The 21318-nt window shown below is 72.3% G+C and carries 16 protein-coding genes; 9 read left to right on the top strand and 7 right to left on the bottom strand.

Annotation, left to right across the window (positions count from 1 at the left end; translation table 11 throughout):
- Positions 1–569 precede the first annotated feature (569 nt).
- The 4 genes from NI17_RS14555 to NI17_RS14570 all read left to right on the top strand — a co-directional run bounded on the left by NI17_RS14555 (position 570) and on the right by NI17_RS14570 (position 4627).
- Positions 570–2273 (top strand): hypothetical protein, encoded by a 1704-nt coding sequence (locus NI17_RS14555; protein WP_068688547.1) that lies wholly within the window; start codon positions 570–572, stop codon positions 2271–2273.
- A gap of 66 nt (positions 2274–2339) precedes the next feature.
- Positions 2340–3281, top strand: coding sequence for an RNA polymerase sigma factor SigJ (gene sigJ / locus NI17_RS14560; protein ID WP_234401692.1), 942 nt, complete (start codon positions 2340–2342; stop codon positions 3279–3281).
- Between the two features lie 24 nt (positions 3282–3305).
- Positions 3306–3746 carry a carboxymuconolactone decarboxylase family protein gene (locus NI17_RS14565; protein WP_234401691.1) on the top strand — a complete coding sequence of 147 codons (441 nt, stop codon included), beginning with the start codon at positions 3306–3308 and terminating at the stop codon, positions 3744–3746.
- A gap of 191 nt (positions 3747–3937) precedes the next feature.
- Positions 3938–4627: a hypothetical protein gene (locus tag NI17_RS14570; RefSeq protein WP_068688544.1), complete on the top strand. Its 690-nt coding sequence runs from the start codon at positions 3938–3940 to the stop codon at positions 4625–4627.
- A gap of 76 nt (positions 4628–4703) precedes the next feature.
- On the opposite strand, the gene NI17_RS14575 is transcribed toward NI17_RS14570, so the two are convergent.
- Positions 4704–6362, bottom strand: a complete 1659-nt coding sequence (locus tag NI17_RS14575) for a catalase (RefSeq protein ID WP_068688542.1) — start codon at positions 6360–6362, stop codon at positions 4704–4706.
- A gap of 293 nt (positions 6363–6655) precedes the next feature.
- On the opposite strand from NI17_RS14575, the gene NI17_RS14580 reads away from it, so the two are divergent.
- Together NI17_RS14580 and NI17_RS14585 are read left to right on the top strand one after the other, a co-directional pair.
- Positions 6656–7723: a hypothetical protein gene (locus NI17_RS14580; RefSeq protein WP_119267721.1), complete on the top strand. Its 1068-nt coding sequence runs from the start codon at positions 6656–6658 to the stop codon at positions 7721–7723.
- Positions 7724–8481: 758 nt separating this feature from the next.
- Entirely contained in the window at positions 8482–10272 is a 1791-nt protein-coding gene (locus NI17_RS14585; protein ID WP_068689091.1) for a UvrD-helicase domain-containing protein, read from the top strand.
- A 142-nt stretch (positions 10273–10414) separates the two neighbouring features.
- Here the strand turns inward: NI17_RS14585 and NI17_RS14590 are convergent, their stop codons facing one another.
- From NI17_RS14590 to NI17_RS14605, 4 genes are all read right to left on the bottom strand, one after another.
- A complete protein-coding gene (locus NI17_RS14590; RefSeq protein ID WP_068688538.1) occupies positions 10415–12988 on the bottom strand; it encodes a DUF4132 domain-containing protein in 2574 nt (857 codons plus the stop codon).
- A gap of 2 nt (positions 12989–12990) precedes the next feature.
- The gene (locus tag NI17_RS14595; protein ID WP_068688536.1) at positions 12991–13380 is read right to left on the bottom strand and encodes a hypothetical protein; all 390 of its coding nucleotides are present in this window, start codon (positions 13378–13380) and stop codon (positions 12991–12993) included.
- A gap of 107 nt (positions 13381–13487) precedes the next feature.
- Positions 13488–14807 carry a DUF6114 domain-containing protein gene (locus tag NI17_RS14600; RefSeq protein ID WP_068688534.1) on the bottom strand — a complete coding sequence of 440 codons (1320 nt, stop codon included), beginning with the start codon at positions 14805–14807 and terminating at the stop codon, positions 13488–13490.
- A gap of 4 nt (positions 14808–14811) precedes the next feature.
- On the bottom strand, positions 14812–15426 hold the full coding sequence (locus NI17_RS14605; protein WP_068688532.1) for a DUF6230 family protein: 615 nt from the start codon (positions 15424–15426) through the stop codon (positions 14812–14814).
- Between the two features lie 231 nt (positions 15427–15657).
- Here NI17_RS14605 and NI17_RS14610 point away from each other — a divergent pair, with 231 nt between their 5' ends.
- Entirely contained in the window at positions 15658–17526 is a 1869-nt protein-coding gene (locus NI17_RS14610) for a GMC oxidoreductase (RefSeq protein WP_068688530.1), read from the top strand.
- On the opposite strand, the gene NI17_RS14615 is transcribed toward NI17_RS14610, so the two are convergent.
- Positions 17495–18256, bottom strand: a complete 762-nt coding sequence (locus tag NI17_RS14615) for a MerR family transcriptional regulator (protein ID WP_068688529.1) — start codon at positions 18254–18256, stop codon at positions 17495–17497. The genes NI17_RS14610 and NI17_RS14615 overlap by 32 nt on opposite strands.
- Before the next feature lie 264 nt (positions 18257–18520).
- Here NI17_RS14615 and NI17_RS14620 point away from each other — a divergent pair, with 264 nt between their 5' ends.
- The gene (locus NI17_RS14620; RefSeq protein WP_068688527.1) at positions 18521–19459 is read left to right on the top strand and encodes an AurF N-oxygenase family protein; all 939 of its coding nucleotides are present in this window, start codon (positions 18521–18523) and stop codon (positions 19457–19459) included.
- Positions 19456–19779: a DUF4873 domain-containing protein gene (locus NI17_RS14625; protein WP_068688525.1), complete on the top strand. Its 324-nt coding sequence runs from the start codon at positions 19456–19458 to the stop codon at positions 19777–19779. Before NI17_RS14620 ends, NI17_RS14625 begins: the two co-directional genes overlap by 4 nt.
- A gap of 169 nt (positions 19780–19948) precedes the next feature.
- Here the strand turns inward: NI17_RS14625 and NI17_RS14630 are convergent, their stop codons facing one another.
- Positions 19949–21289: a four-carbon acid sugar kinase family protein gene (locus NI17_RS14630; RefSeq protein WP_068688523.1), complete on the bottom strand. Its 1341-nt coding sequence runs from the start codon at positions 21287–21289 to the stop codon at positions 19949–19951.
- Positions 21290–21318 lie beyond the last annotated feature (29 nt).

Raw genomic sequence — 21318 nt, forward strand, 5'->3', positions numbered from 1 at the left:
TGCGGCCACCGCGGCGGCTCGGCGGTCGTCCGTGAAGACGACCGGGGGCGCCGCGTGGGGCGCGGGCGGATGTCCCGGCTCCCAGAACGCGGAGGCGTCAGCGCCTTCGGGCTCGCACCGGTACGGCAGTTCCCGCGCTCCGGTGAGCGCCGAGGCGGTCCCGTCACCGGCGTCGAGGAGCGGTCCGGACACCGGCCCGATGATCTCCACACGGCTGGAGTGTGCGCCCATCAGGAGAGCGAGAGGCGCGGCCCGGCCGCCGCACCGCCGTAAAGACCCCGGCCTCCGGGAAACCCGTCGACCGACGGAGCACGACACGTTCCCCTCCGCACCGCAACATGCCGGAACAGACGTTCGGGAAGATTCCCCCACCTCCCACTGCCCGGAGGGGCGGGAAGCGAGGCCGTCGCCCAGCCGCCCCCGTGGAGAGACCCCCCGGACAGAAGCGGGCGGCGGTAGAGTGCGAGGTGTCTGGTCACAGACCGTCGCCCGGTCCTCGCCGCCGTGTTCGCCGGGGGTTCCGGGCGTTCTCCGCACGCTGTTCCTACGTCTCAGGTTGGTCTTCTCTCATGCGCCTGGTCTTCACCAACGCCGATCCGGACACGTTCGACGAGTACCGGGGCCGGTTCGTCCGCCGGGTGCTCGACCACGGACGCGAACAGGACCTCAGGGTGCCCCGGCGCGCCCTGGAGGAACTGCTGGACTTCAAGTACGGCGGGCTCAACGAGGGCGGCGACGGCCTGCTGGCCCGCTGGCACGTCGCCGACGTGGCCGCCCTGATGCTGCACTGGCTGCCCAACCGCGGCGGCCGGCCCCCGCTCCAGGCCGCCGACGTACGCGCCGCCCTGGACGCCTGGCTGCGGTTCCTCGACGACCGCGGCCTGCTCGACGAGCGCTCCGACTCGCCGGAGGAACTGCTCGCCGTGGCCGCCTCGCTCGCCGATCCCTACCGCGAGGCGATCGCCAACCCCGCCGAACACCGGGTCGGCGCCTACCTCCACCGCCTGATGGACGACCTGGGCTACGACGTGGACGACCCCGAGCAGGTCGCGGAGTTCGAGGACCGGGTCGCCGACGGCGAGATCCCCGTCGACGAGGAACTCCTGGCGGCCGTCGCCGAGGGCGAGGCGGTCGGCCTCAAGCCGCTCGTCGCCGGTCCGGGGCGGGCGGGATACACCTGGCAGGCTCCCCGCCTGCTCTCCGACAGCGAGATGGACGCGGCGATCGAGGCCGCCCCCACCATCGCCCGCCTGCGCGCGCAGGCGCCCGACGAACTGCCCAAGGACTCGGCCGAGGCGTGGGGGGTGGCCTTCGCCGCGGTCGGTGACGCGGTCGCCGAGACGATGGACCTGGACGAGGACTCCTTCGTCGACGCCTTCGGGCTCGACCCCGACGAGTTCGCCGTGGCGATCCTGACCTCGCTGTTCATCGAGGACACGGCGCTGCCCGTGTCGCTGCTGGTGGAGACGGTGGCCGTGCTGGGCGAGTGGATCGACCTCGGCGGCGCGCTGCCCGACGCCGAGCAGGCCCGCTTCACCACGGCCGTGGGACTGGTCCTCGGCGAGCTGGAGAAGCTCGGCGCCGTGGAACGCGAGGAGCCGGACGCGGACGCCGACCCGCTCGACGAGCCGGTCTACCGGCTGACCCCGCTCGGCACGACCGAGGCGTTCGGCGAGTTGAGCTACGAGGGCTACCTGATCCGCGAGTTCGACGAGCTGATGGCCGAGGACGCCGAGGTGCTGCTGGAGCGCGCGGCGGCCGGGAAGACGTTCGGCGAGACCGACCTGGACGCCTGGATCTCGGCGCGCGGAGCCGGGACCGCCATGCGGGAGCTGGTCGCGGTGGCGCGCCGCACCGACGACTGCACCCACCGTGCCGCGGTGCGCGCCGTCACCGCCGAGCACGCCCCCGCCGCCCGTCCCGCCTACGAGGAGCTGCGCGACGACCCCGGTTTCGGCACCCAGGCCCGTAGCTGGCTCTTCGACGCCGGTTTCCTCAAGGAGAGCGACCTGCAGTCCGGCGACCTGCCCTGGGTGATGCTCGACAGCATCGCCGCCCTGGCCCGCATGGACCTGCTCGGTTCCGAGCAGTGGGAGGAGATGCCGGTCCGGGCGGGCGGCGCCTCCCTGTTCGACATGGCGCTGTCGCTGCGCCACCCCGAGACCCGGTTCCTGCTCACCTGGTTCGGGGACAACCACCCCGACCCCAAGGTGCGCAAGGAGGCCCGCACGACCCTGCACCGGTTCACCAGCGACGCGACCCGGCGCTCCTGAACCGCGTGGGCCGCGCGCGGCCCGCCGTCGCCTACCCTGGTTCGCCGGACCGAACGGGGAGGTGTGGTGCGCGGCAGCGGAGGTGTGCGGGAGTCCCGGGACGAGGCGAGGGGTTCCGCGACGCGCGGCAGGCTCGACGCCGAGTGGGAGTCGCACCGGCCCGTGGTGTTCGGGGTGGCCTACCGGCTGCTGGGTGAGGTGGGCGCGGCCGAGGACGCGGTACAGGACGTGTGGCTGCGCGCGGCCCGGGCCGACCTGTCCGGGGTGCGCGACCTGCGGGCGTGGCTGGTCAGGGTCACCGGGCGGCGCTGCCTGGACCTGCTGGGCTCCGCGCGCCGCAGGTACGAGGTCTATCCGGGGCCGTGGCTGCCCGAGCCGCTGCCCACCGGCGCCGACGCCGCACAGCCGGTGCTGGTGGAGGAGTCGGTCACCACCGCGGCGCTGATCGTGATGGCCGAGCTGAAGCCCGACGAGCGGGTGGCGTTCGTGCTGCACGACGTCTTCGACGTGCCGCACGCCGAGATCGCGGAGATGCTGCGGGTCTCCCCCGCCGCCTGCCGCCAGCTCGCCTCGCGGGCGCGGCGCAGGGTCCGTGCCGCCACCGCCCCGCCCGAACCCTCGCGCGGCGAGCGCGAACGGGTGCTGGCCGCGTTCCGCGCCGCCTACCGCGACGGCGACCTCGACGCCCTGGTGCGGCTGCTCCACCCGGACGTCGTCTACACCACCGACGGCGGAGGCCAGGTGTTCGCGGCCCGGATTCCCATCGTGGGCGCGACGCGGGTGGGCGGGACCATGCTGCGGGTGGCCCGCAGGCGCGGTCCGGCACTGCTGCTTCCGTTCGAGGTCAACGGGGAGATCGGCGCGCTGTGCTACTGGCGGGGCGAACTCGCCTCGGTGGACACCTTCGGCTGGGAGGGCGACCGCATCGCCGCGATCCGCCGGGTGCTCAACCCGCACAAGCTGTCACACCTGGGGTGGCTGCGTCGTCTTCCTGGCGACCCGGGATGACCGGGACGACAAGGAAGGAGCGACGTGACCGCCACTCGGATGAAACTCGCCCAGACCGCCCCCGGCCCCTCCGCCGCCTTCGCCGCGGTGGACCGCTCGCTGCGCGAGGGCCCGCTCGACCCGGTGCTGCGGGAACTGGTGAAGATCCGCGCCTCCCAGCTCAACGGCTGCGTGTACTGCCTGGACATGCACGCGGCCGAGGCGCGCAGCAACGGGGAGCGTGAGGACCGGCTGCTGCAGTTGGTGGTCTGGCCGGAGTCGGAGCTGTTCACCGACGCCGAACGGGCGGCGCTGGCCTACACCGACCAGGCCACCCGTCTGGTCGACGGTGTGGACGACCCCACGTGGGATGCGCTGGCCGAGCACTTCACCACCGAGGAGATCGGCGCGCTGGTCGCGCAGGTGGCGCTGATCAACGCCTACAACCGGATCGGGGTGCCCACGCGCCGACGCCCCGGGGACTGAGGCCGGGTGGGCCGCGTCCCGTCGGGGGCGCGGCCCCGCACCGGTCGGGACCTGGTCTGTCCACAGGACGCACGGCGGGGCTGTCGGAGAACGGCGCGGCGGCCTAGTGTGGAGTCCACAGCCGCGTCACCCGCCCCGGGTGGTTCTCGTCGCCCCACGCGGCAGGTCCTCGACCTGTCCGGGAGGCGTGCATGGGTGTTCGGGAACTGGTGTGGGCGGCCCGTACGGTGCCGTTGGTGCTTCGGGTCCAGGGGTTCTTGAGCTGGGTGGGCGCCCGACGGCAGGTGTCCCGGGAACCCGCGTCCGGATCGGTCGTCCGCTGCTACGACTATCTGAGTCTCGACTCGTGGGCGGAGCCCCGCGCCGACTCCCCGCGACCGCGCTCCGAGTGTCCCGAGGAGAGCGAACTGCTGGATTTCCTGCTGCTCGCGCGGATGCTCGAGGTGGTGGTGGAGCGGTGCGACCGCGTTCCCGGGGCGGTGGGCCGGGAGCACGGATGGGTGCTGCCCGGTCCGGAGTATCCGTCACTGCCCGCGGAGGCCGCGCGGGTGTGGCGTGCGGGGGTGGAGCTGCTGGCGGTGCTGTGGGCGCATCGCGTCCCCGGTGAGCAGGCCGGGGACCCGGTTCCGGCGCGGTGGCTGGAACTCCTGTGCGCGGCCGACGGCGGCACGGTTGCCGTGCGCGTTCTGGAAGGGCTGGACGGAGGGCTGGGAGACTTCGGGTGCTCTCTCGCCACCCGGCTGCTGGAGTCGCTGGGGCTGGTGTGCTTCCGCTACGACCTCGACCTCGGGGAGTGCTGCGTGCTCACCCCGTTGGGGCGGCACGCGGCGGCACTGCTGCGGCGCGGCGGCGTGCTCCCCGTTCCGGAGGCCGTGCGCTAGTGGGGCGGGTGTCCGGCGTCCCGCGGGGCGCCGGACACCCGGGTCCGCGCAAGGCGCGCGTCTTGCGCGGACGGGGTCAGTGCTTCACCACGTACCGCTCGTCGGGGACGCAGTGGGTCATGGTCAGTCCCGAGACGTCCCGGGGGCCGTTGTTGCCGAGGTTGGCCAGGCGGGCGCGGTCCTCGTCGGTGAGGGTCTGGCTCTGCAGCGGCTCCAGGTGTGCCACGTCCTGCGGGGTGATGCCCAGCCCCTCGCCCACGCGCAGTCCCAGTTCGTCCTCGGCGAGCAGGCAGTGCCACACCATGCGCTCCTGGATGGCGCGGTCGCACTGGGAGAGGTTGGCGACGAAGTTCTTGACCAGGTCGTCGCGCTCCCAGTCCTCCATGAGCCGGAAGCGCTGCCCCGCCTGCTTGTAGTCGTTGGTGCGCGGAATCCGCTTGCGGGTCACCCTTCCCGTGATCACCGGTCCCTGCTCGTCGGGGGTGGGGTACTGCGCCTCGCGCAGCCCACCGGTGATCGACGGCTCGTAGTTGACGTGCGGGTTGTCGCCGGTGTCGTCCACCGCGTAGGCCATCATGCCGCCCTGCTGGTTGGTACGCACCGCGGCGTTCTTGGCCTGGTTCACCGGGAGTTGCAGGTAGTTGGGCCCCACCCGGTAGCGCTGGGTGTCGCTGTAGGAGAAGGTGCGCCCCACGAGCATCTTGTCGTCGGAGAAGTCCAGCCCGTCGACGAGCACCCCGGTGCCGAAGGCGATCTGCTCGTTCTCCAGGAACTGGTTGGAGACGTTGCGGTTGAGCACCATGCGGCCGACCGGTTTGGGCGGGAAGTCCTGCTCGGGCCAGGTCTTGGTGTCGTCGAGCGGGTCGAAGTCCAACTCCGGGTGCTCGTCGTCGCTCATCATCTGCACCAGGAGCTCCCATTCCGGGTACTCCTCGCGGTCGATGGCCTCGCGCAGGTCGCGGGTGGCGTGTCCCAGGTCGGTGGCCTGGATGTTGGCCGCGTCCTCCTCCGTCATGCTGCGCACGCCCTGTCTGGGCATCCAGGTGTACTTGACCAGGTGTGTCCGGCCCTCGGCGTTCACCCACTTGTAGGTGTTCACGCCGAACCCCTGCATGTGCCGGTAGTCGGCGGGGATGCCGCGCGGGCTGAACAGGTTCACCAGCATGTGCATGGACTCCGGTGTCTGCGACATGAAGTCGAAGATCCGGTTGGGGTCCTGGCGGAAGGTCACCGGGTCGGGTTTGAGCGCGTGGATGACGTCGGGGAACTTGACGGCGTCGCGGATGAAGAACACCGCCAGGTCGTTGCCGACGAGGTCCCAGTTGCCGTCCTCGGTGTAGAACTTGACGGCGAAGCCCCGCGGGTCGCGCGCCGTCTCCGAGGAGTCCCGTCCCCCGATCACGGTGGAGAAGCGGACCGCCACGTCGGTGCGCTTGCCTCTGCCCTGGAAGAGCTTGGCGCGGGTGTAGCGGTCGATGGGCTCGTCCCCCCACATGCCGTAGGACTCGAAGTAGCCGAAGGAGGTCGTGCCCCTGGCGTGCACCACACGTTCGGGAATCCGTTCCCGGTCGAAGTGGCTGATCTTCTCCAGGAAGTGGTAGTTCTCCAGGGTCGCGGGGCCGCGGGCGCCGACCGTGCGCTGGTTCTGGTTGTCGTAGACAGGATGTCCCTGCCGGTCGGTCAGCAGGCGACGGTCGTCACCGGGTCGGGAACCCTGACTGGATACGTCCGTCATGCCGGGTGCTCCTCACTGCGTGCGGTCGGCTTGGCATGCCGCTGGCTGGCTCGAATCCTCCCGCCTACCCGGGACGCGCCTTCGCACCCCCGCCCCGGGGAGGTTGTTGACCCGCCGTTGCCGAGTCTTTGCCCGCGTGCGGTCGCATGCGCTCCGTCCCGGTCAGCGGCTCTGTGGGAGCGCAGGTCACCGACGGTGCGGAGAGGTGGTGCGGGGAGGGACTCGGGGACCGTACGCGGCGGGTCCGCCGTCATGCTCTAATTCCATCTATCGAGCCGCTTTGGGAGCCTTCCTTGGAATACCGCATCACCGCCGAGCTGACTCTTCCCGCCGGGATGGCCGAACTCGACGGGTTACAGCAGCAGGGTGCCGCCGCGCTGCTCTCCGAGTGGCTTGACCGGGTGGCGACGGTGGAGGGTCCCGAGGGAGTGGAGATCACCCCCTACGACCACCGCCTGGAGGTCCGCTCCACCGGCGCGGTGGTCGAACTGCTGGTGGACGCGCCCGCGTTGAGCTTCGCCGAGAACGGCGCCGAGGCCCTGCTCCAGGAGATCCTGGAGCGCACCGAACTGCTGGCGGAGTGGCGGGTCGGCAAGTGCGAGGTGACGGTCAGCGACGCCGAACTCGCCGAGGCGCTCGAAGGCGGGGCGGACGAGGGCGTGGTCTCGGCCGGGATCGGGCTGCCGGTCGAGGACGTCACCGCGCAGCGCCGCCGCCTGCTGGCGCTCAGTTCCCGGCTCCGCGCGTTCGAACTCGACTCCTTCGGTCCGCCCCTGGCGGATCCCGACGCCCGGTTCCTGGCGGCCGGTGCGCTCGTCGACCGGGCCTCGGTGCTGACCGAGGAGTTGATCATGGACATCATGACGTTGGACGAGGAGGCCGAGTCGCTGGACAAGGACGAGGCCAACTGGACGGCCGACGACTCCCAGGGCCTGTTCGTCCTGCACGATCTGCCGGTCCGCTACCGGCACCACTACGACGTCATCTTCGCCAAGAAGTTCCTGGTCGCCTCGGCGGTCGTCTACGCCCGCCTGACCGGCTCGCCGTGGCTGCCGCCCGCCTCCACCGCCGAGTCCCTGGCCCTGCACATCCTGATCGAGAACGCCAAGGACCTGCTGGTCTCGTTCGCGGCCGTGGACCCCGACGACGTCACCGCGATGTTCGCCGTCTTCGAGAGCAACGCCCACTCCCACCACGACCACGAGTGGCTCTACCTGGAGGACCTCGACTCCGCCGACCCGGACGACTCCTCCGCCGATCCGCTGGGGTTCCTCTCCCGTGACGCCCACTCCTGGTTCGCGCCGTATCCGGAGGCGAAGGACGCGCCGACGCACCCCTACCTGATCGACGACGATGACTGACTGGGGTGTGAGTGTTCGGTTCTGCGGTGGGCGCGGGGGTCTTCGCGGAGAGCCCGGGGGTGGGTGAGGTATTCCACCCCGGCCCCCGAAGCGGGCCACCACCGCGGGGGCTGGACTGGAACACCCCCGGACCGATCGGCCGACCCGCCTTCCCCACACGACCGACGCCCACCTCACTGAGGCCGGACGGGCACCGCGCCCGGCGCGCCCGGCCGGGGCCGCGGCGCGGTGGGCCGCGAACACGGCCCCGTGCGACCGACCGAAAATCCGCGCACCGGTCCTGTCGAAGACCTCGACGCGGGTGAGGAGCACCCCGGTCCGGGGCGGCCTCGGCGGCGGCCGGCCGGAACACGGTCGGACCGGCTTGACCGCCTGCGGTCGGGGGTGGTGCCGCCCGAACGGCCCTCCCCCGGCGCACTCCGCCGCGCACCGTGCCCCGGACACGCCCCCGCCCACCGCACCGGTTTCGGACGGTCACCAATTCCAATTAAGGCCACCGGAGCGCCAAGCAAACCCCCAGGTCACGGCACCCCTCGGAAAAACCTTCGGACATACCTTCGAAAACACCGGAATTAACCGCTCTGAGCTGGCGTTTTACTGTGGTGGAAGCCCTCGCCTCGGCTTCCGGTTCCTCCCCCCCAGAGAGGGGTTTGCCGGAATTCCCGGAAGCGCATCCCTATGAGTAGACGCGGTGGCCGCCACGCCTTCTTCCTCACGCGATGTCCCACGTCAGGCCGATGACCGGAGGGAACCAGTCCGTGCCGCAACTCGCGATCGCTCCGACCTTCCTCAACGACTTCTCCCGTCTGGACACCGGAGTCCAGCACACGGTCCTGACCGCGATGCGGTCCTACCTCGCCGGTGACGGCGACCACCTGGAGGCCGTCTCGGACGCGTCCGACCCGCGGGTCCGGGTCCTGCAGATCAACCCGGAGTGGTCCGGCATCGTCGCCCCCTCGCACGAGGGCGCCTACTGCCTGGTCGGGGTCCGACGGCACGACGAGGCCGTCTCCTACGCCCGTGTCTACCGGGCGGGAACCGGACCCGAACTCGACCTCGTGGAGATGCCCGAGCCGCCCGCCCCGGCCGAGGCGCTGCCTCCGGTGAGCGGCCCCGCGGAACTGGCGGGCGCCCTCGCGCTCCCCTTCTCCGAGTGGCGCATCACCCCGCACCCCGACCACCGGGGACTGGCCACCGCGAGCTTCGCGGGGTCGGCCCAGGTCACCGGAGGCCCGGGAACCGGCAAGACCGTGCTCGCGCTGCACCGCGCCGCCTACCTGGCCGAACTGGACGCCGCCCACTTCGGTCCCGCGGCCCGCCCCAGCGTGCTGCTCACCACCGGCAGCCGGCTGCTCACCCAGACCCTCGGCGCCCAGCTCGACCGGCTGGTCTCCGATCCCGACGTGCGCGCCCGCATCGAGGTCGTCACCGTCGACAGCCTGGCACGCGGCATCGTGCACGAACGCACCGGAACGCCGCCGGAGACCCTCGGCGACGAGACGCTCGCCGAACGGTGGCGCTCGGCCGCCCGCGCCGACGGCCTGCCGTTCTCGGGGCGCTTCCTCGTCGACGAGTGGCAGCAGGTGGTCCTGGCCCAGGACCTCGCCTCCCTGCCCGACTACGTCCGGTGCGAGCGCAGCGGCCGGATGCTGCACCTGGCCCCCGAGTTCCGCCCCCACGTGTGGGAGGCGATCCGGCGCTACACCGCCGCCATGCGCGCCGCGGGCGAGTGGTCCTATCCGCAGGTGGCGCAGGAGGCGGCGCGGCTGCTGCACGCCTCCGGGCCGCGCTACCGGCACATCGTCGTCGACGAGGCCCAGGACCTGCACCCCGCGCACTGGCGGCTGCTGCGCGCCGCCGTGCCCGAGGGTCCCGACGACCTGTTCATCGTGGGCGACCCCGCGCAGCGGCTCGTCGACACGCGGGTCTCGCTGGCGTCGCTGGGCATCAACGTCCGCGGCCGCGGCCACCGGCTGCGCACCGGCTACCGGGTCAGCCAGGAGATCCTCGACTGGGCGCTGCCGATTCTCGGCCGACCGGCGGCGGTCGGCCCGGACGGCTACTCCTCGGTGCTGCACGGCCCCCAGCCGGTGGTGCGCGGCTGCGTCAGCCGCGCCGAGGAGTGGGCCGCGTTGAGTGAGTGGCTCCAGGCGCAACTGGAGGTGGGCGCGCGGCCCTCGTCGATCGTGGTGGCCGGGCGCAACCAGTGGGTGGTGCGCAACGTCGCCAAGGAGCTGCACGTCAGTGGCATCGCGACCGCGCCGTTGGACGCCTCCACGGACGTGGACGCGGTGCGGTTGGGCACCCTGCACGGCCTGAAGGGCCAGGAGTTCCGCCACGTGGCCCTGGTGGGCCTGAGCGAGCCGCTGCTGCCGCCCAAGGCCGCGATCAGCGGCGCCGAGGGCGACCCGGTGGCGCTGGAGCAGGTCTACCAGGAGGAGCGCAACCTGCTCTTCACCGCCTGCACCCGCGCCCGCGACGCCCTGTACGTCTCCTACGTGGGCGCGCCCAGCCAACTGCTGCCCGAGTCGGTGCACCTGGCCCGCTGATCCCGCACGCAAGCGGTCGGCCCGACCCGGTGCCGGAAGGAGTCCGAGGCGGCCTCGGCCCCAGCCGAGGCCGCCTCGGGCGTTCCCGTGGAGTTGAGGTTCCCCGGCCCCCTCGAGGCGGGCAACCCGTTCCGTCGATGCCCTACTTCCGCCGGATCTGGCGGGTGATGGTGGGGTCGGTGATCTCGGTGTCGGCGGCCAGCAGGAACGCCTTGGACAGGATCAGCGACAGCCGTCCGCCGCCGCCCTCGAAGGGCAGGTACAGCGTGTCGGCGCCGCGCGCGTCCACGATGCACAGGTAGGAGTCGTCGGGTTCCATGAGGATGTTCGCCGACCCCAGGTGGATCCTGTAGGTGCGCAGGTCGCCGCGGACCCGCAGGAAGCGGTCGGTCACCTCCAGACGGTCGGCGATCCGCAGTCTGGGCACCAGACGCCGCAGCGCGGCGCGGCGCATCTCGGCGGACTCGGTGAGGTCGCCGAACGCGGTGCGCCGCCAGTAGGCGTTGTGGCGCCGCCTCCCGCGGTTGCCCCACTCGGGGTCGGCGGCGACGGAGGCCACTCCGACCGCCAGGTCCACGTCGCGCATCGCCTCGGAGAACACCAGGGGCGGCACCTGCTTCAGCGGGGCCGGGGCGTCCTCCCCCACCCGGGTGAACCGCACCTGGTCGGAGGAGCAGCAGGACGCGAGGGCGTGGTTGTCCTCCTCGTGCTCCACCAGGTCCAGGAAGAAGGCGGCCCGCCACTCCTGCCCGGTCGCGGCGTCCCGGTAGACCCGATGAGCCTCCCCGCTCTCCCCGCCGTCCCAGTACCCCAGTTGCGGCCCCTGCCAGCCGCGGCTGCCCAGCAGCGCCTTGGTCTGGCCGTACTTCAGGATGTGGGCGGCGTAGCGGTTGGAGTGGACGCGGGTGGCCTCCTCTGCCGGGGTGAGCAGGTAGACCTCGCGGAACGCCTGCTTGAACGGCTGGACGAGTTCGGCCGCCACCAGGTGGTCGCGCCAGGCGCGCACCGCCTCCGGCGTGGCGCGGATCGGGTGCCACAGCCGCAGCAGCGCCGTCTCCGCCCCGGCGGAGTCGAACACCTCCGCTCCGACCGCGTCGCGCAGCAGCCACCGCGCGCCGTCGCGGTCGGGCAGCCCCCCGCGCCAGGTCCTCCCGCCGTCGGTGGAGACCTCCCAGAGCAGCCGCCGCGCGTGGTGGCCGGTGACCGGGTGGTCCATGACGTGGCGCGGCCAGGAGGCGAGGTCCCAGATCCGCCCCTCTCCCAGCGCGGTCTCCAGCCGCCGCTGCTGCACCGGCAGCAGCGTCTTCAGTTCCCCGAGTTCGGCGCGCAGCTCCTTGAGCCGTGCGCCGTGCCGCTCGCGCACCGCCTTCGGTGGTGACTTGACCCTGCGGCCGGTGGGCGTGCGGAAGGTGAGGGCGGGCGAGCCGTCGGCTCCGATGCCCAACACCGCGGTGTGCTCGCCGAGGGCCTCCTCCCGCGCCCCGTCGGGGCCGAGTCCGTGGTCGGGGACGGTGCGGTCCATGAGTTCGTCGGGGGTGAGGCCGGTTCGTGCGGCCGCGCCGTCGAGCGCGCGCCTGGCGGTGTTCAGCACCGTCTTCTTCCTGACCGTGGTCAGCACCCGGGCCAGTGCGGCGGCCGCGGCGGCGTCACCGCGCGCCGCCAGGGCCTCGATCGCCGTGGTGGCCAGCCGTTCGACGCGCACGACCTTGGAGCCGCCGGGCCCCGTCCCGACGTGGCAGGCGATGTCGCCGAGCAGCGGGGCCACCCACTCCGCCTGCTCCGGCGGCATCTCGGCGGCGCTCCACAGCAGGCCGCGCAGCAGCAGAACGGCGGTCTCCGAGGCGAAGGAGTGGTCGTGGAAGCGCTCGTGGAGGACGTCGGCCAGGCGCGGAACCTGTTCGAGCACCGTCCGGACCTCGCCGGGCAGGTGCGTCCGCTCCGCCAGCAGGGCGGCGACCTCCCCGCGCCACCGCCGGTTGGGGCGGATCGTCCGCATCGCCGCGCAGAGCGTGAGCAGGTCGGCGAGGTCGGGGGAGTCCAGCGTGTCGGGGATCTCGGCGGCCAGCAGCGGGCCGACGTCGCCGCCGAAGCGCTCCCGGGCGCTGACCGGCGCGCCGCCCAGGCGTTCCACGATCCGGTCCAGGCGTGCCCCGATCTGGCGTTGGTCGGCGTATCCGGGCAGGTCGGCGCCTCCGTAGGAACGGTGCAGGGCGCGGATCTGCTCCGCGCACTCCCGCAGGACCGCGTCGTCGGCCCGCTCGCAGGCCGTCAGCGCCAGCCGGTAGGGCGCGACGGCCCGAGAGAAGCTGTGCTGGAGCAGGCAGCGCAGCATGAGGGACAGGTCGCGTGCGGTCCAGTCGATCCTGCGCCGGGTCAGCCGGGTGAGCGTCATCTGCCGGGGGACGTCGTAGGCGTTGGCCATCTGGCACAGCAGCACCCACAGCGCCAGCGGGCGGGCCCGGTCGGCGTCCAGGTCGCGGAGGAAGCCGTCGAGCCGGGTCCCCCTGATGTCGGGGAACTGGTACGTGGAGTACCGGGGGCCGAAGGCGTCGAGCACGGCCGCCTCGTACTCGTCGACGAGGCCGGGCAGTTCGGGGGTGTGGATCTCCACCAGGAAGGGGATCGACTGCTCCTTGACGAACCCGTCGGCCCGCATCCGCTCGGCCCACTCCCCGGGGTCGGCGGTCTCGGAGGGAAGCGGTCTGTTCCGGTCCATCGTCATCCTCCGACCAGCGGGACGAGCTTGATGAAGGTGATCTCGGGGTCTGCTGTCAGGTCGACGGTCTCGTCGAGGTCCTCGACCTGGCGGTCGCCCACGATGAGGACGAAGCCGTTGCGTTGGAAGGCGCGCTCGGCGGCCTCGACCTGGCGTCCGCAGTCGACGTGTCGCCTGCGGCGGGACGTGCCGTTCAGTTCGGCCTCGACCGGGCCCGGCTGGACCAGGCCCCGGAAGACCGCGGGCCGCCGGGCGTTGTGGCGCTCGACCTCCTCGCGCACGCGCAGCCGGACCAGTTCCCGCACGGTGGTCCGGTCGGGCAGGTCATCCAGTGCGAACGTGTCGAGCCGGTCCCCCATGGGGGACTCGTCGCGAAAGAAAGCGCGGGCCATCGGCTCCCCTTCCGTGAGTTGTCGGTGTCAGGGGGACCCTAGGAGCCCCCGGTGACAGGCACGGAGCCCGCCGTCCGGACGGCGGGCTCCGGCGCGTCAGCCGGGGATCAGCTTCCGGGGCGCACCCTGATGCCCTCGACGGTGAGGACCTGGCTCTGCGCGGCCGGGTGGGCCACGTCGACGTCGGTGACGATCATGTGGGGCAGCAGCAGCGGGGGCGGGAAGTCGGGCGTGAAGACCAGTCTGATGCCCAGCAGCCGCACCTCCATGCGGGTGATGTGCATCTGCACGTCACCCGACATCGTCATGTCGGGGAGGTCGATGGAGATCCTCTCCTCGCCGTCCATCCACCACAGCACGGCGTTGTCGAAATCCGCGCGGCTCATGTTGAGCTTGAGGTAGCGGTCCGTGCCGTCGGAGGTGGGGTACTCGACGACCCCGGCGAAGTAGGAGCCGCTCATGACGATGCTGTCCGCGGTCAGACCGCTGGTCACGGGGCTGGCGGTGAAGCGGTCGTCGGCCCGCGGGACCTCCACCTCGGGCGCCTCGCCGTCCTCGGCGGCCCGCTCGCAGGCCTCGACCGCGTCGAGGAACTCCTCCTCGGTGACCTCCTCCTCGGAGGGACCGGTCCGGATCTCGCACTCGGCGTCGGTCTCCTCGTCCTCCTCTTCGTCGTTCCCGGCGTCCTCCTCGCCGTCCTCCCGCGGTTCCTCCCCGGAGTCGGGCGGGGACGAGGGGGCGGGCGAGACAGAAGGGGCGGGCGAGACGGAGGGGGCGGGCGAGGGCGTCTCGGACGGGGGCTTTTCGCCCTGCTCGTCGTCCCGGTCGAACCAGTCGTCCCAGGGCCAACTCCAGTCGGCGGGAGCCGCGGCGAGAAGCAGGCTCAGCGCCAGGGGAACGGCGACCAGCGCGTGCACCGCGGCGTGCCCGTCCCCGTCGTCGGCGGACGCGGCGCGGTCGGCGTCCTCCCCGCCGTCGAACGCGGCAGCGTCCCACTCGCCTGCCCCCTCGTCCTCGTGGTCCTCGTCGGCGGCCGCTCGGCCGCCGTGTCTCGGGGGGCGCCGGGGCGACCAGGCGAAGACGAGCGCGCCGCCGATGATGCCGAGCAGCATTCCGACGACGAACCCGCCGAAGTTGGAGGTGAGGAAGGAGGTCAGCGCCAGCAGGACCGTGACGATGCCGTAGAAGGCGCGTTGGCTCGGGTGCAGCCAGGCCAGCGGGCCCAAGGCGATCAGCACGGCGCCGATCAGGTATCCGGAGACCCCGGCGATCCCCTGGTAGATGAGGAAGGGCAGGGGTGCCAGCGGCGCGGCCACGATCTCCGCTCCGGCGAGGACGGTCAGCAGTCCGCCCCAGAACGGCCGGGAGCGTCGCCATCTCGCGAACGGCCCCGCCGGGCGGCGGGGCGCTCGTGCGTGCTCGGTCATGGAATCAGAAGCATTCGTGGGTGCCGGGCTTGACGTTGAGTTTCAGTCCGGACAGCCGCAGGGTTCCGGAGTTGACCGCCCAGGCGACCATGGTGAGGTCGTCGATGACGACGGTGTCGGACTGCAGGGCGAACCCTCCGGGCTCGCCCTGGGGGCCGGAGACCTTGTTCAGGGTGCTGGCGTCGCGGCCGATCTCGATGGCGGAGAAGCTGGCGTTGCCTTCGAGCTGTTCGACGTCGACGACCATGTTGGTCGCGGTGACGGGGGTCTCCTCTCCCGCGTTGATGAGCACCGTCGCGGTTCCGATGGGCAGGTCGACCAGGGCCGACATGCACATGTCGGTGAGTTCGGCCTCTTCGATGACGGACAGCCCGACGGGGCGGGAGGTGTCGTCGACCGAGGTCGCGACGTCCCCGTACTGGGCGAACCCCGTGCCGTCCAGCTTCGCCGCGGAGATCTTGAAGTGGTCTCCGGACACCGCGAAGGAGGCGGCGAGCAGCCCCTGCGTGGTCATCGCCCCGAGGATGCCCGCCGCGGCCAGTCCGGGCAGGGCGACGAGGGCGAACCTGCGCCACGCGGTGCCGCCGTCGGGGGATGCGGTGATCGTCTCGTCGGCCATGGGTTTCCTCCTGGTCCCGTGCTCGACGCGGGGTCGGCGGAGTGAGTGGGGGGAGGAGGGCCGGGCCTTGCGCCGCCCTCCGATGGGTGTGTTACATGGACCACATCTACCGGCCAGTAGGAATCGAACATTACAATAGCCAATGTCACATTTCCAAGTGGCCCATTTCACACTTCCACACGAGCATCTGCGAACTTTCACCCTTTTGTCCTGATCTACCGGGGGCATCTGATGACCCATGACCACAACCCCGCCGCTCCCACCGGCGACGACGACCGGTTCGACTACGACGTGATCGTCATCGGCTCGGGATTCGGCGGCTCGGTCAGCGCGCTGCGCCTGACCGAGAAGGGCTACCGGGTCGGCGTCCTGGAGGCCGGACGCCGCTTCACCCCCGAGACCCTCCCCAGGAACTCCTGGGACCTGCGCAACTTCCTGTGGGCTCCCGGACTGGGCATGTTCGGCATCCAGCGCATCCACCTGCTGCGCGACGTCATGGTGCTGGCCGGAGCGGGCGTGGGCGGCGGCTCCCTCAACTACGCCAACACCCTGTACGAACCGCTGGACGACTTCTACGCCGATCCGCAGTGGCGCGCCATCACCGACTGGCGCGACGAGCTCGCTCCCTTCTACGACCAGGCCAAGCGCATGCTGGGAGTGCGCGCCAACCCCACCGTCACCCCCGCCGACGTCCACCTGCGGCAGGCCGCCGAGGCCATGGGCGTCGGCTCGACCTTCCGCATGGCCCCGGTGGGCGTCTACTTCGGCGACGGCGGGGACGGCTCGGGGGCGGGGACCGCCGCACCGGGCGAGGTCGGCGGCGACCCCTACTTCGGCGGCGCCGGACCCGCGCGGCGGGCCTGCCTGGAGTGCGGCGAGTGCATGACCGGCTGCCGGCACGGCGCCAAGAACATGCTCACCGAGAACTACCTGTACTTCGCCGAACGCGGCGGAGCCGAGATCCACCCCATGACCACCGTGGTGCGCCTGCGCGAGCGCGCCGCCTCCCTCGGCGGCGGATACGCGGTGGACACCCTGGCCACCGGCGCGCGGCGGACCCGGCGCAACGCCCGCACCTTCACCGCCCGACAGGTGGTGCTCGCCGCCGGGACCTACGGCACCCAGCGCCTGCTGCACTCCATGCGCGACTCCGGACTGCTGCCCCGCCTCTCCTCCCGGCTCGGCACCCTCACCCGCACCAACTCCGAGGCCCTGGTCGGCGCCATGACCAAGGCCGTGCGTCCCCCCGAGGACTTCACTCGGGGCGTGGCCATCACCTCCTCGATGCACCCCGACGAGCACACCCACATCGAACCGGTCCGCTACGGCAGGGGCTCCAACGCGATGGGACTGCTGACCACCGTGCAGGTCCCCGGAGGCGGGCGCGTACCGCGCTGGCTGCGCTTCCTCGGCGCGGTCGCGGCACACCCGTACGTGTTCCTGCGCAGCCTGTCGGTGCGCAACTGGTCCGAGCGGACCATCATCGGCCTGGTCATGCAGTCGCTGGACAACTCCCTGACCACCTACACCAGACGCGGACTGCTGGGCGGGCGCGTGCTCACCTCCCGGCAGGGGCACGGCGCGCCCAACCCGACCTGGATCCCCGCGGCCCAGGAGTTCGCCTCCCGGGTGGCCGGGCAGATCGACGGCTTCCCCGGCGGCAGCGTCGGCGAGATCCTCGACATCCCGCTGACCGCGCACTTCCTCGGCGGCTGCCCCATCGGCGCCACCGCCGCCGAGGGGGTCATCGATCCCTACCACCGGCTCTACGGGCACCCCGGCATCCACGTGGTGGACGGTTCGGCCGTCACCGCCAACCTGGGCGTCAACCCGTCGCTGACGATCACCGCCCAGGCCGAGCGCGCCATGGCGATGTGGCCCAACCGGGGCGGGGCCGATCCCCGGCCCGCTCCCGGCTCCGCCTACCGGCGGGTGGAACCGGTGTACCCGAACAACCCCGCGGTCCCGGCCGGGGCCTTCGCCGAACTGCGGTTCGGCGGGCGGCGTTCACTGTCGCTGGACGTCGTCCCGGCGGCGGGGGAGGATGCGCCGCGGTCGGCCTCCGGACTCACGCGCTCCGACGCTCCCCCCGCTCCCTGAGGTGGTCGATGACCGCCGCGAAGTGGTTGCCCAGTACCTCGTGCATGTGCCGGGACATGGCCTGGGCGAGGACGGCGTCGACCGCGATCTGCGCCAGGGGACGCACCCTGCGGATCACGTCGGCGACCTCGCTCAGGTCCTCGCTGTGGATGATGCCGTCGGGGGCGTAGGTGTTGACGATGTGCTCCGAGACCCGACGGTTGAGTTCGCCCGCGGCGGCGTCGATCCGGTCGCGCAGTCCCTGGGCGATGTCCAGGACCGTGTCCAGGGACATGCCGATGGCGACCAGTTCGGCTCCGGCGTGCAGCAGCCGCGGACTGGGCACCCGGAAGCGCTGCCCCTCCGGTTCGATGAGGCCGAGGGCGACCGCCCGCTCCACGGTCTCGGGGGTCACCTGGTCCGCGAAGAGCTCGCCCAGTTCGTCCGGGGTCACGTAGCCGGGGATCTCGTCGGACCAGGGGTCGCCCACCGCGGCCTCGAAGCCGAGGATCTCGGAGAGGTCGCCGCCCCGTTCCCACACCGTGACCAGTTCGGCGATGTTGGCGAAGGTGTAGCCGCGCTTGAGGAGCTGGCCGATCAGCCGCAGACGCGCGAGGTGGACCTCGGTGTAGATGCCGACCCGCCCCTGCCGGCGCGGAGGCGAGAGCAGTCCGCGGTCCTGGTAGACGCGGACGTTGCGGACGGTGGTGTTCGCCAGCCGGGCCAGCTCGTCGATGCGGTATTCGGCCATGTGTCCACTCTATGGATTCCGCGGGGCCCGACGGCCGGGGGAATCCGCGCGATCGGCCCGGACACCGTGTTCCTCCCCGCCACCGCGGCTCCGACCGGCGGCGTTTCTTGGGCCATTGCGTTGTGACAATAGCCATTGTAACGTTCACCATAGGAAGCATGGGGCGTCCGCGCTCCGCCCCGTGCGACCTCCTGGAGACGGGTCCCCACCGTCTCCAAGCCATCCGACCGGCTCCGCCACCCCCGCTCCCGGAGGAGGACCGCGATGACCACTCCCGCCAAGGCCGCCACGGACCGTGAGGACATCGCCAGACGGCTGCTGCGCTCCTCGGCCAAGGCGTCCTTCGACCCGCTGGTCGAGATCGACTGGGACGCCCCCGTCGACCCCGGCCGCTACGCCATCCGTCCCGAGCGGGTCTCGCTGTACGGAACCGAACTGTGGGAGCGGCTCAGCGAAGCCCAGCGCAGGGAGCTGAGCAGGCACGAGACGGCCAGCGTCGCCAGCATCGGCATCTGGTTCGAGACAATCCTGATGCAGATGCTCATCCGCCACGCCTACGACCGCGACCCCACCAGCAACCACATCCAGTACGCCTACACCGAGATCGGCGACGAGTGCCGCCACTCGGTGATGTTCGCCAAGATGGTGGGCAGGCTCGGCGCCCCCTACTACCGGGTCGACCCCCTCACCCAGTTCCTCGGCCGGGTCTTCAAGACACTGTCGAACAGCCCCCTCACCTTCAGCGCCGCGCTGTACGTCGAGGAGATCCTCGACCAACTGCAGCGCGAGACCATGGTGGACGAGGAGCTGGAGCCGCTGGTCCGCGCCGTCTCCCGCATCCACGTCGTGGAGGAGGCCCGGCACATGCGCTACGCGCGCGAGGAGTTCCTGCGCGTCTGGGCCCGGCGCGGCGCGCTGTCCAGGGCCTACAGCCGGCTGGTCCTGGCGCTGGTGGTCTACTTCGCCACCACCCGACTGGTCCACCCCGACTGCTACGCCGCGGTGGGACTCGACCCCCGCGCCGCCCGCAGGGCGGCGCGCCGCAACCCGCACTGGCGCAACAGCCTGACCTGGATGGCCCGCAAGGCCGTGGCGACCTTCCGGGAGGCGGGCGTGATCCGGGGACCCGGCAGGGGGCTGTGGCGCCGGGCCGGAGTGCTGGAGGACGAGGCGCGCGCCTCCGCCGCGGAGGCCGCCACGTGAGCGGCACGGGCGACGGCGAGGAGGAGTACCGCGGCCCCGTCACGGTGGTCGTCGACGGCGCCGAGGTCTTCGTGGACGCGCACCTGGCCGGTCACTTCGACCCGCTGACCGGCACCTACCGGTGGGTGGGGCGGCTCGCGCCCGCCCCGGAGGTGAGCGCCCGCTTCGCGGCGGGGCGGCGCGCGGTGCTGCTGCGCACCCCCGACGGCCACGAGGGCCGCGGCGAACTCCTCGAAGCCGACCTGTGGGGCGGCCACCGGGTCCGCGGCAGCGGCCGCCCCCCGTTCGCGGTGCCAGAGTTGCGCGCCGACGAGCTCTGAGCGCCGGACCTTTCGGAAGCAGGAGCGCGGGGCCTGCGGTGGAACACGCCGGCGGTCCCGCTCCTCCCACGCCCCGACGCCGCGCCCCGGCGCGGCGTCGGGGCGGCGCGGTGGGCGGCCGGGAGCCCACCGGAGGCTGCCGGGCCGCAACGGCTCCTCGGCCGCCGACCTACTCCCCCGCCGTGAACGGGAAGTGCTCGAACACCTCGGCGCGCACCGTGCGCAGCCGGGTCTGCACGGCGCGGCGCAACCGGCCCAGGCACTCGGCGATGGCGACGCTGTCGCCGACCAGGCCGCCCTTGGCGATCAGCGGCACGCCGTCCAGCGGTCCGCCGACGAGGACGCCGTGCACGGTGAGCGGCAGCACCTCCCCGCCGACGTCGAAGGCCCGTACGCCCAGCACGTCCAGCACGGCCGAGGTGAGGTCGCCGCCGGTGGTGAACAGACCGCTGGGACCGCCCGCGGCTCCGCCCTCCTGCTGGGCGTTCACGACGGCCGCGGCGACCACCTCGGCGAGCCGGTCCGGGAGGACACGGCGCTGCCGGAGCGGCAGCGCGGCGACCTCGGCCGCGGAGGCGTTGAGCCGCACCACCACCACGTCGGGGAAGACGTGGCTGGTGAGTGCGTCGGTCAGGGCCCGGGAGAGCTTCTCCCGCCCGTTGACGAGGGCGTCGGGGGCGGCGTCGACGAAGCTCACCGGTCCGGTGCGGGTGACCGCGTCGAGCTGGCGGCGGGTGAGTCCGGTGGTGCTGCCGACGGCGGCCAGCAGCGGTCCCGCCACGTGCCCCCGGCCGCGCAGGTGCAGTGCCTCGGCCAGCAGCGCCCCGAGCGGTCCGGGATCGGCGGTCAGCCACACGACACCGTGCTCCCGGTGGGCGCGGGCCGCGGCCTCGGCCAACTCGGTCAGGTACGACTCGGCGTGGGCGTCGCACAGCACCACCGGTTCGTCCCCGGCGGCGAGTTCGGCGGCCAGCAGCTCACCGGTGACCCGGCGGACGGGGACGCGACGCACCGCCAACCCGCTCTGCCGGGCGAACAGCTCGGCGACGTCCCCGCCGGCCGGAGGGCTGAGCGGGTCGAGTGTCGCCTCGGTGTGCTCCAGGGGTGTTCCGTCCAGCAGTTGCACGCCGTCGGCGGTGGTGCGGCCCGTCGCGGGGAAGGCCGGGGCCAGCAGCACGCGCGGACGGGCCTGCGGCGTGCCGCGTTCCCGCACCGCCTGCCAGGCGGCCTCCACCTCCGCGCCGAGGTTGCCGCGCAGCGTGGTGTCGATCCGCTTGACCACCAGCCCGACCGGCCACACCGCCTCGACCACGTCGGTGACGAGGTCCTTGGCCTGGTGCGGCGGCATGTGCCGACTGTCCAGGTTGGCGACGACGACGTCGTAGTCCTCGGCCGCGCGGGTGACGTGTTCGGGGGCGACCGTCGTGACGCGCTGCCCGGACCGGGCGAAGCGCGCGGCGGTCGCGGCCGCGCCGATGAGATCGTCTGCGATGACGAGTACCTGTGCCACCTGTCCATTTCTAGTGCACCATCGGGGAT

Source organism: Thermobifida halotolerans (assembly GCF_003574835.2).
GTDB lineage: Bacteria > Actinomycetota > Actinomycetes > Streptosporangiales > Streptosporangiaceae > Thermobifida > Thermobifida halotolerans.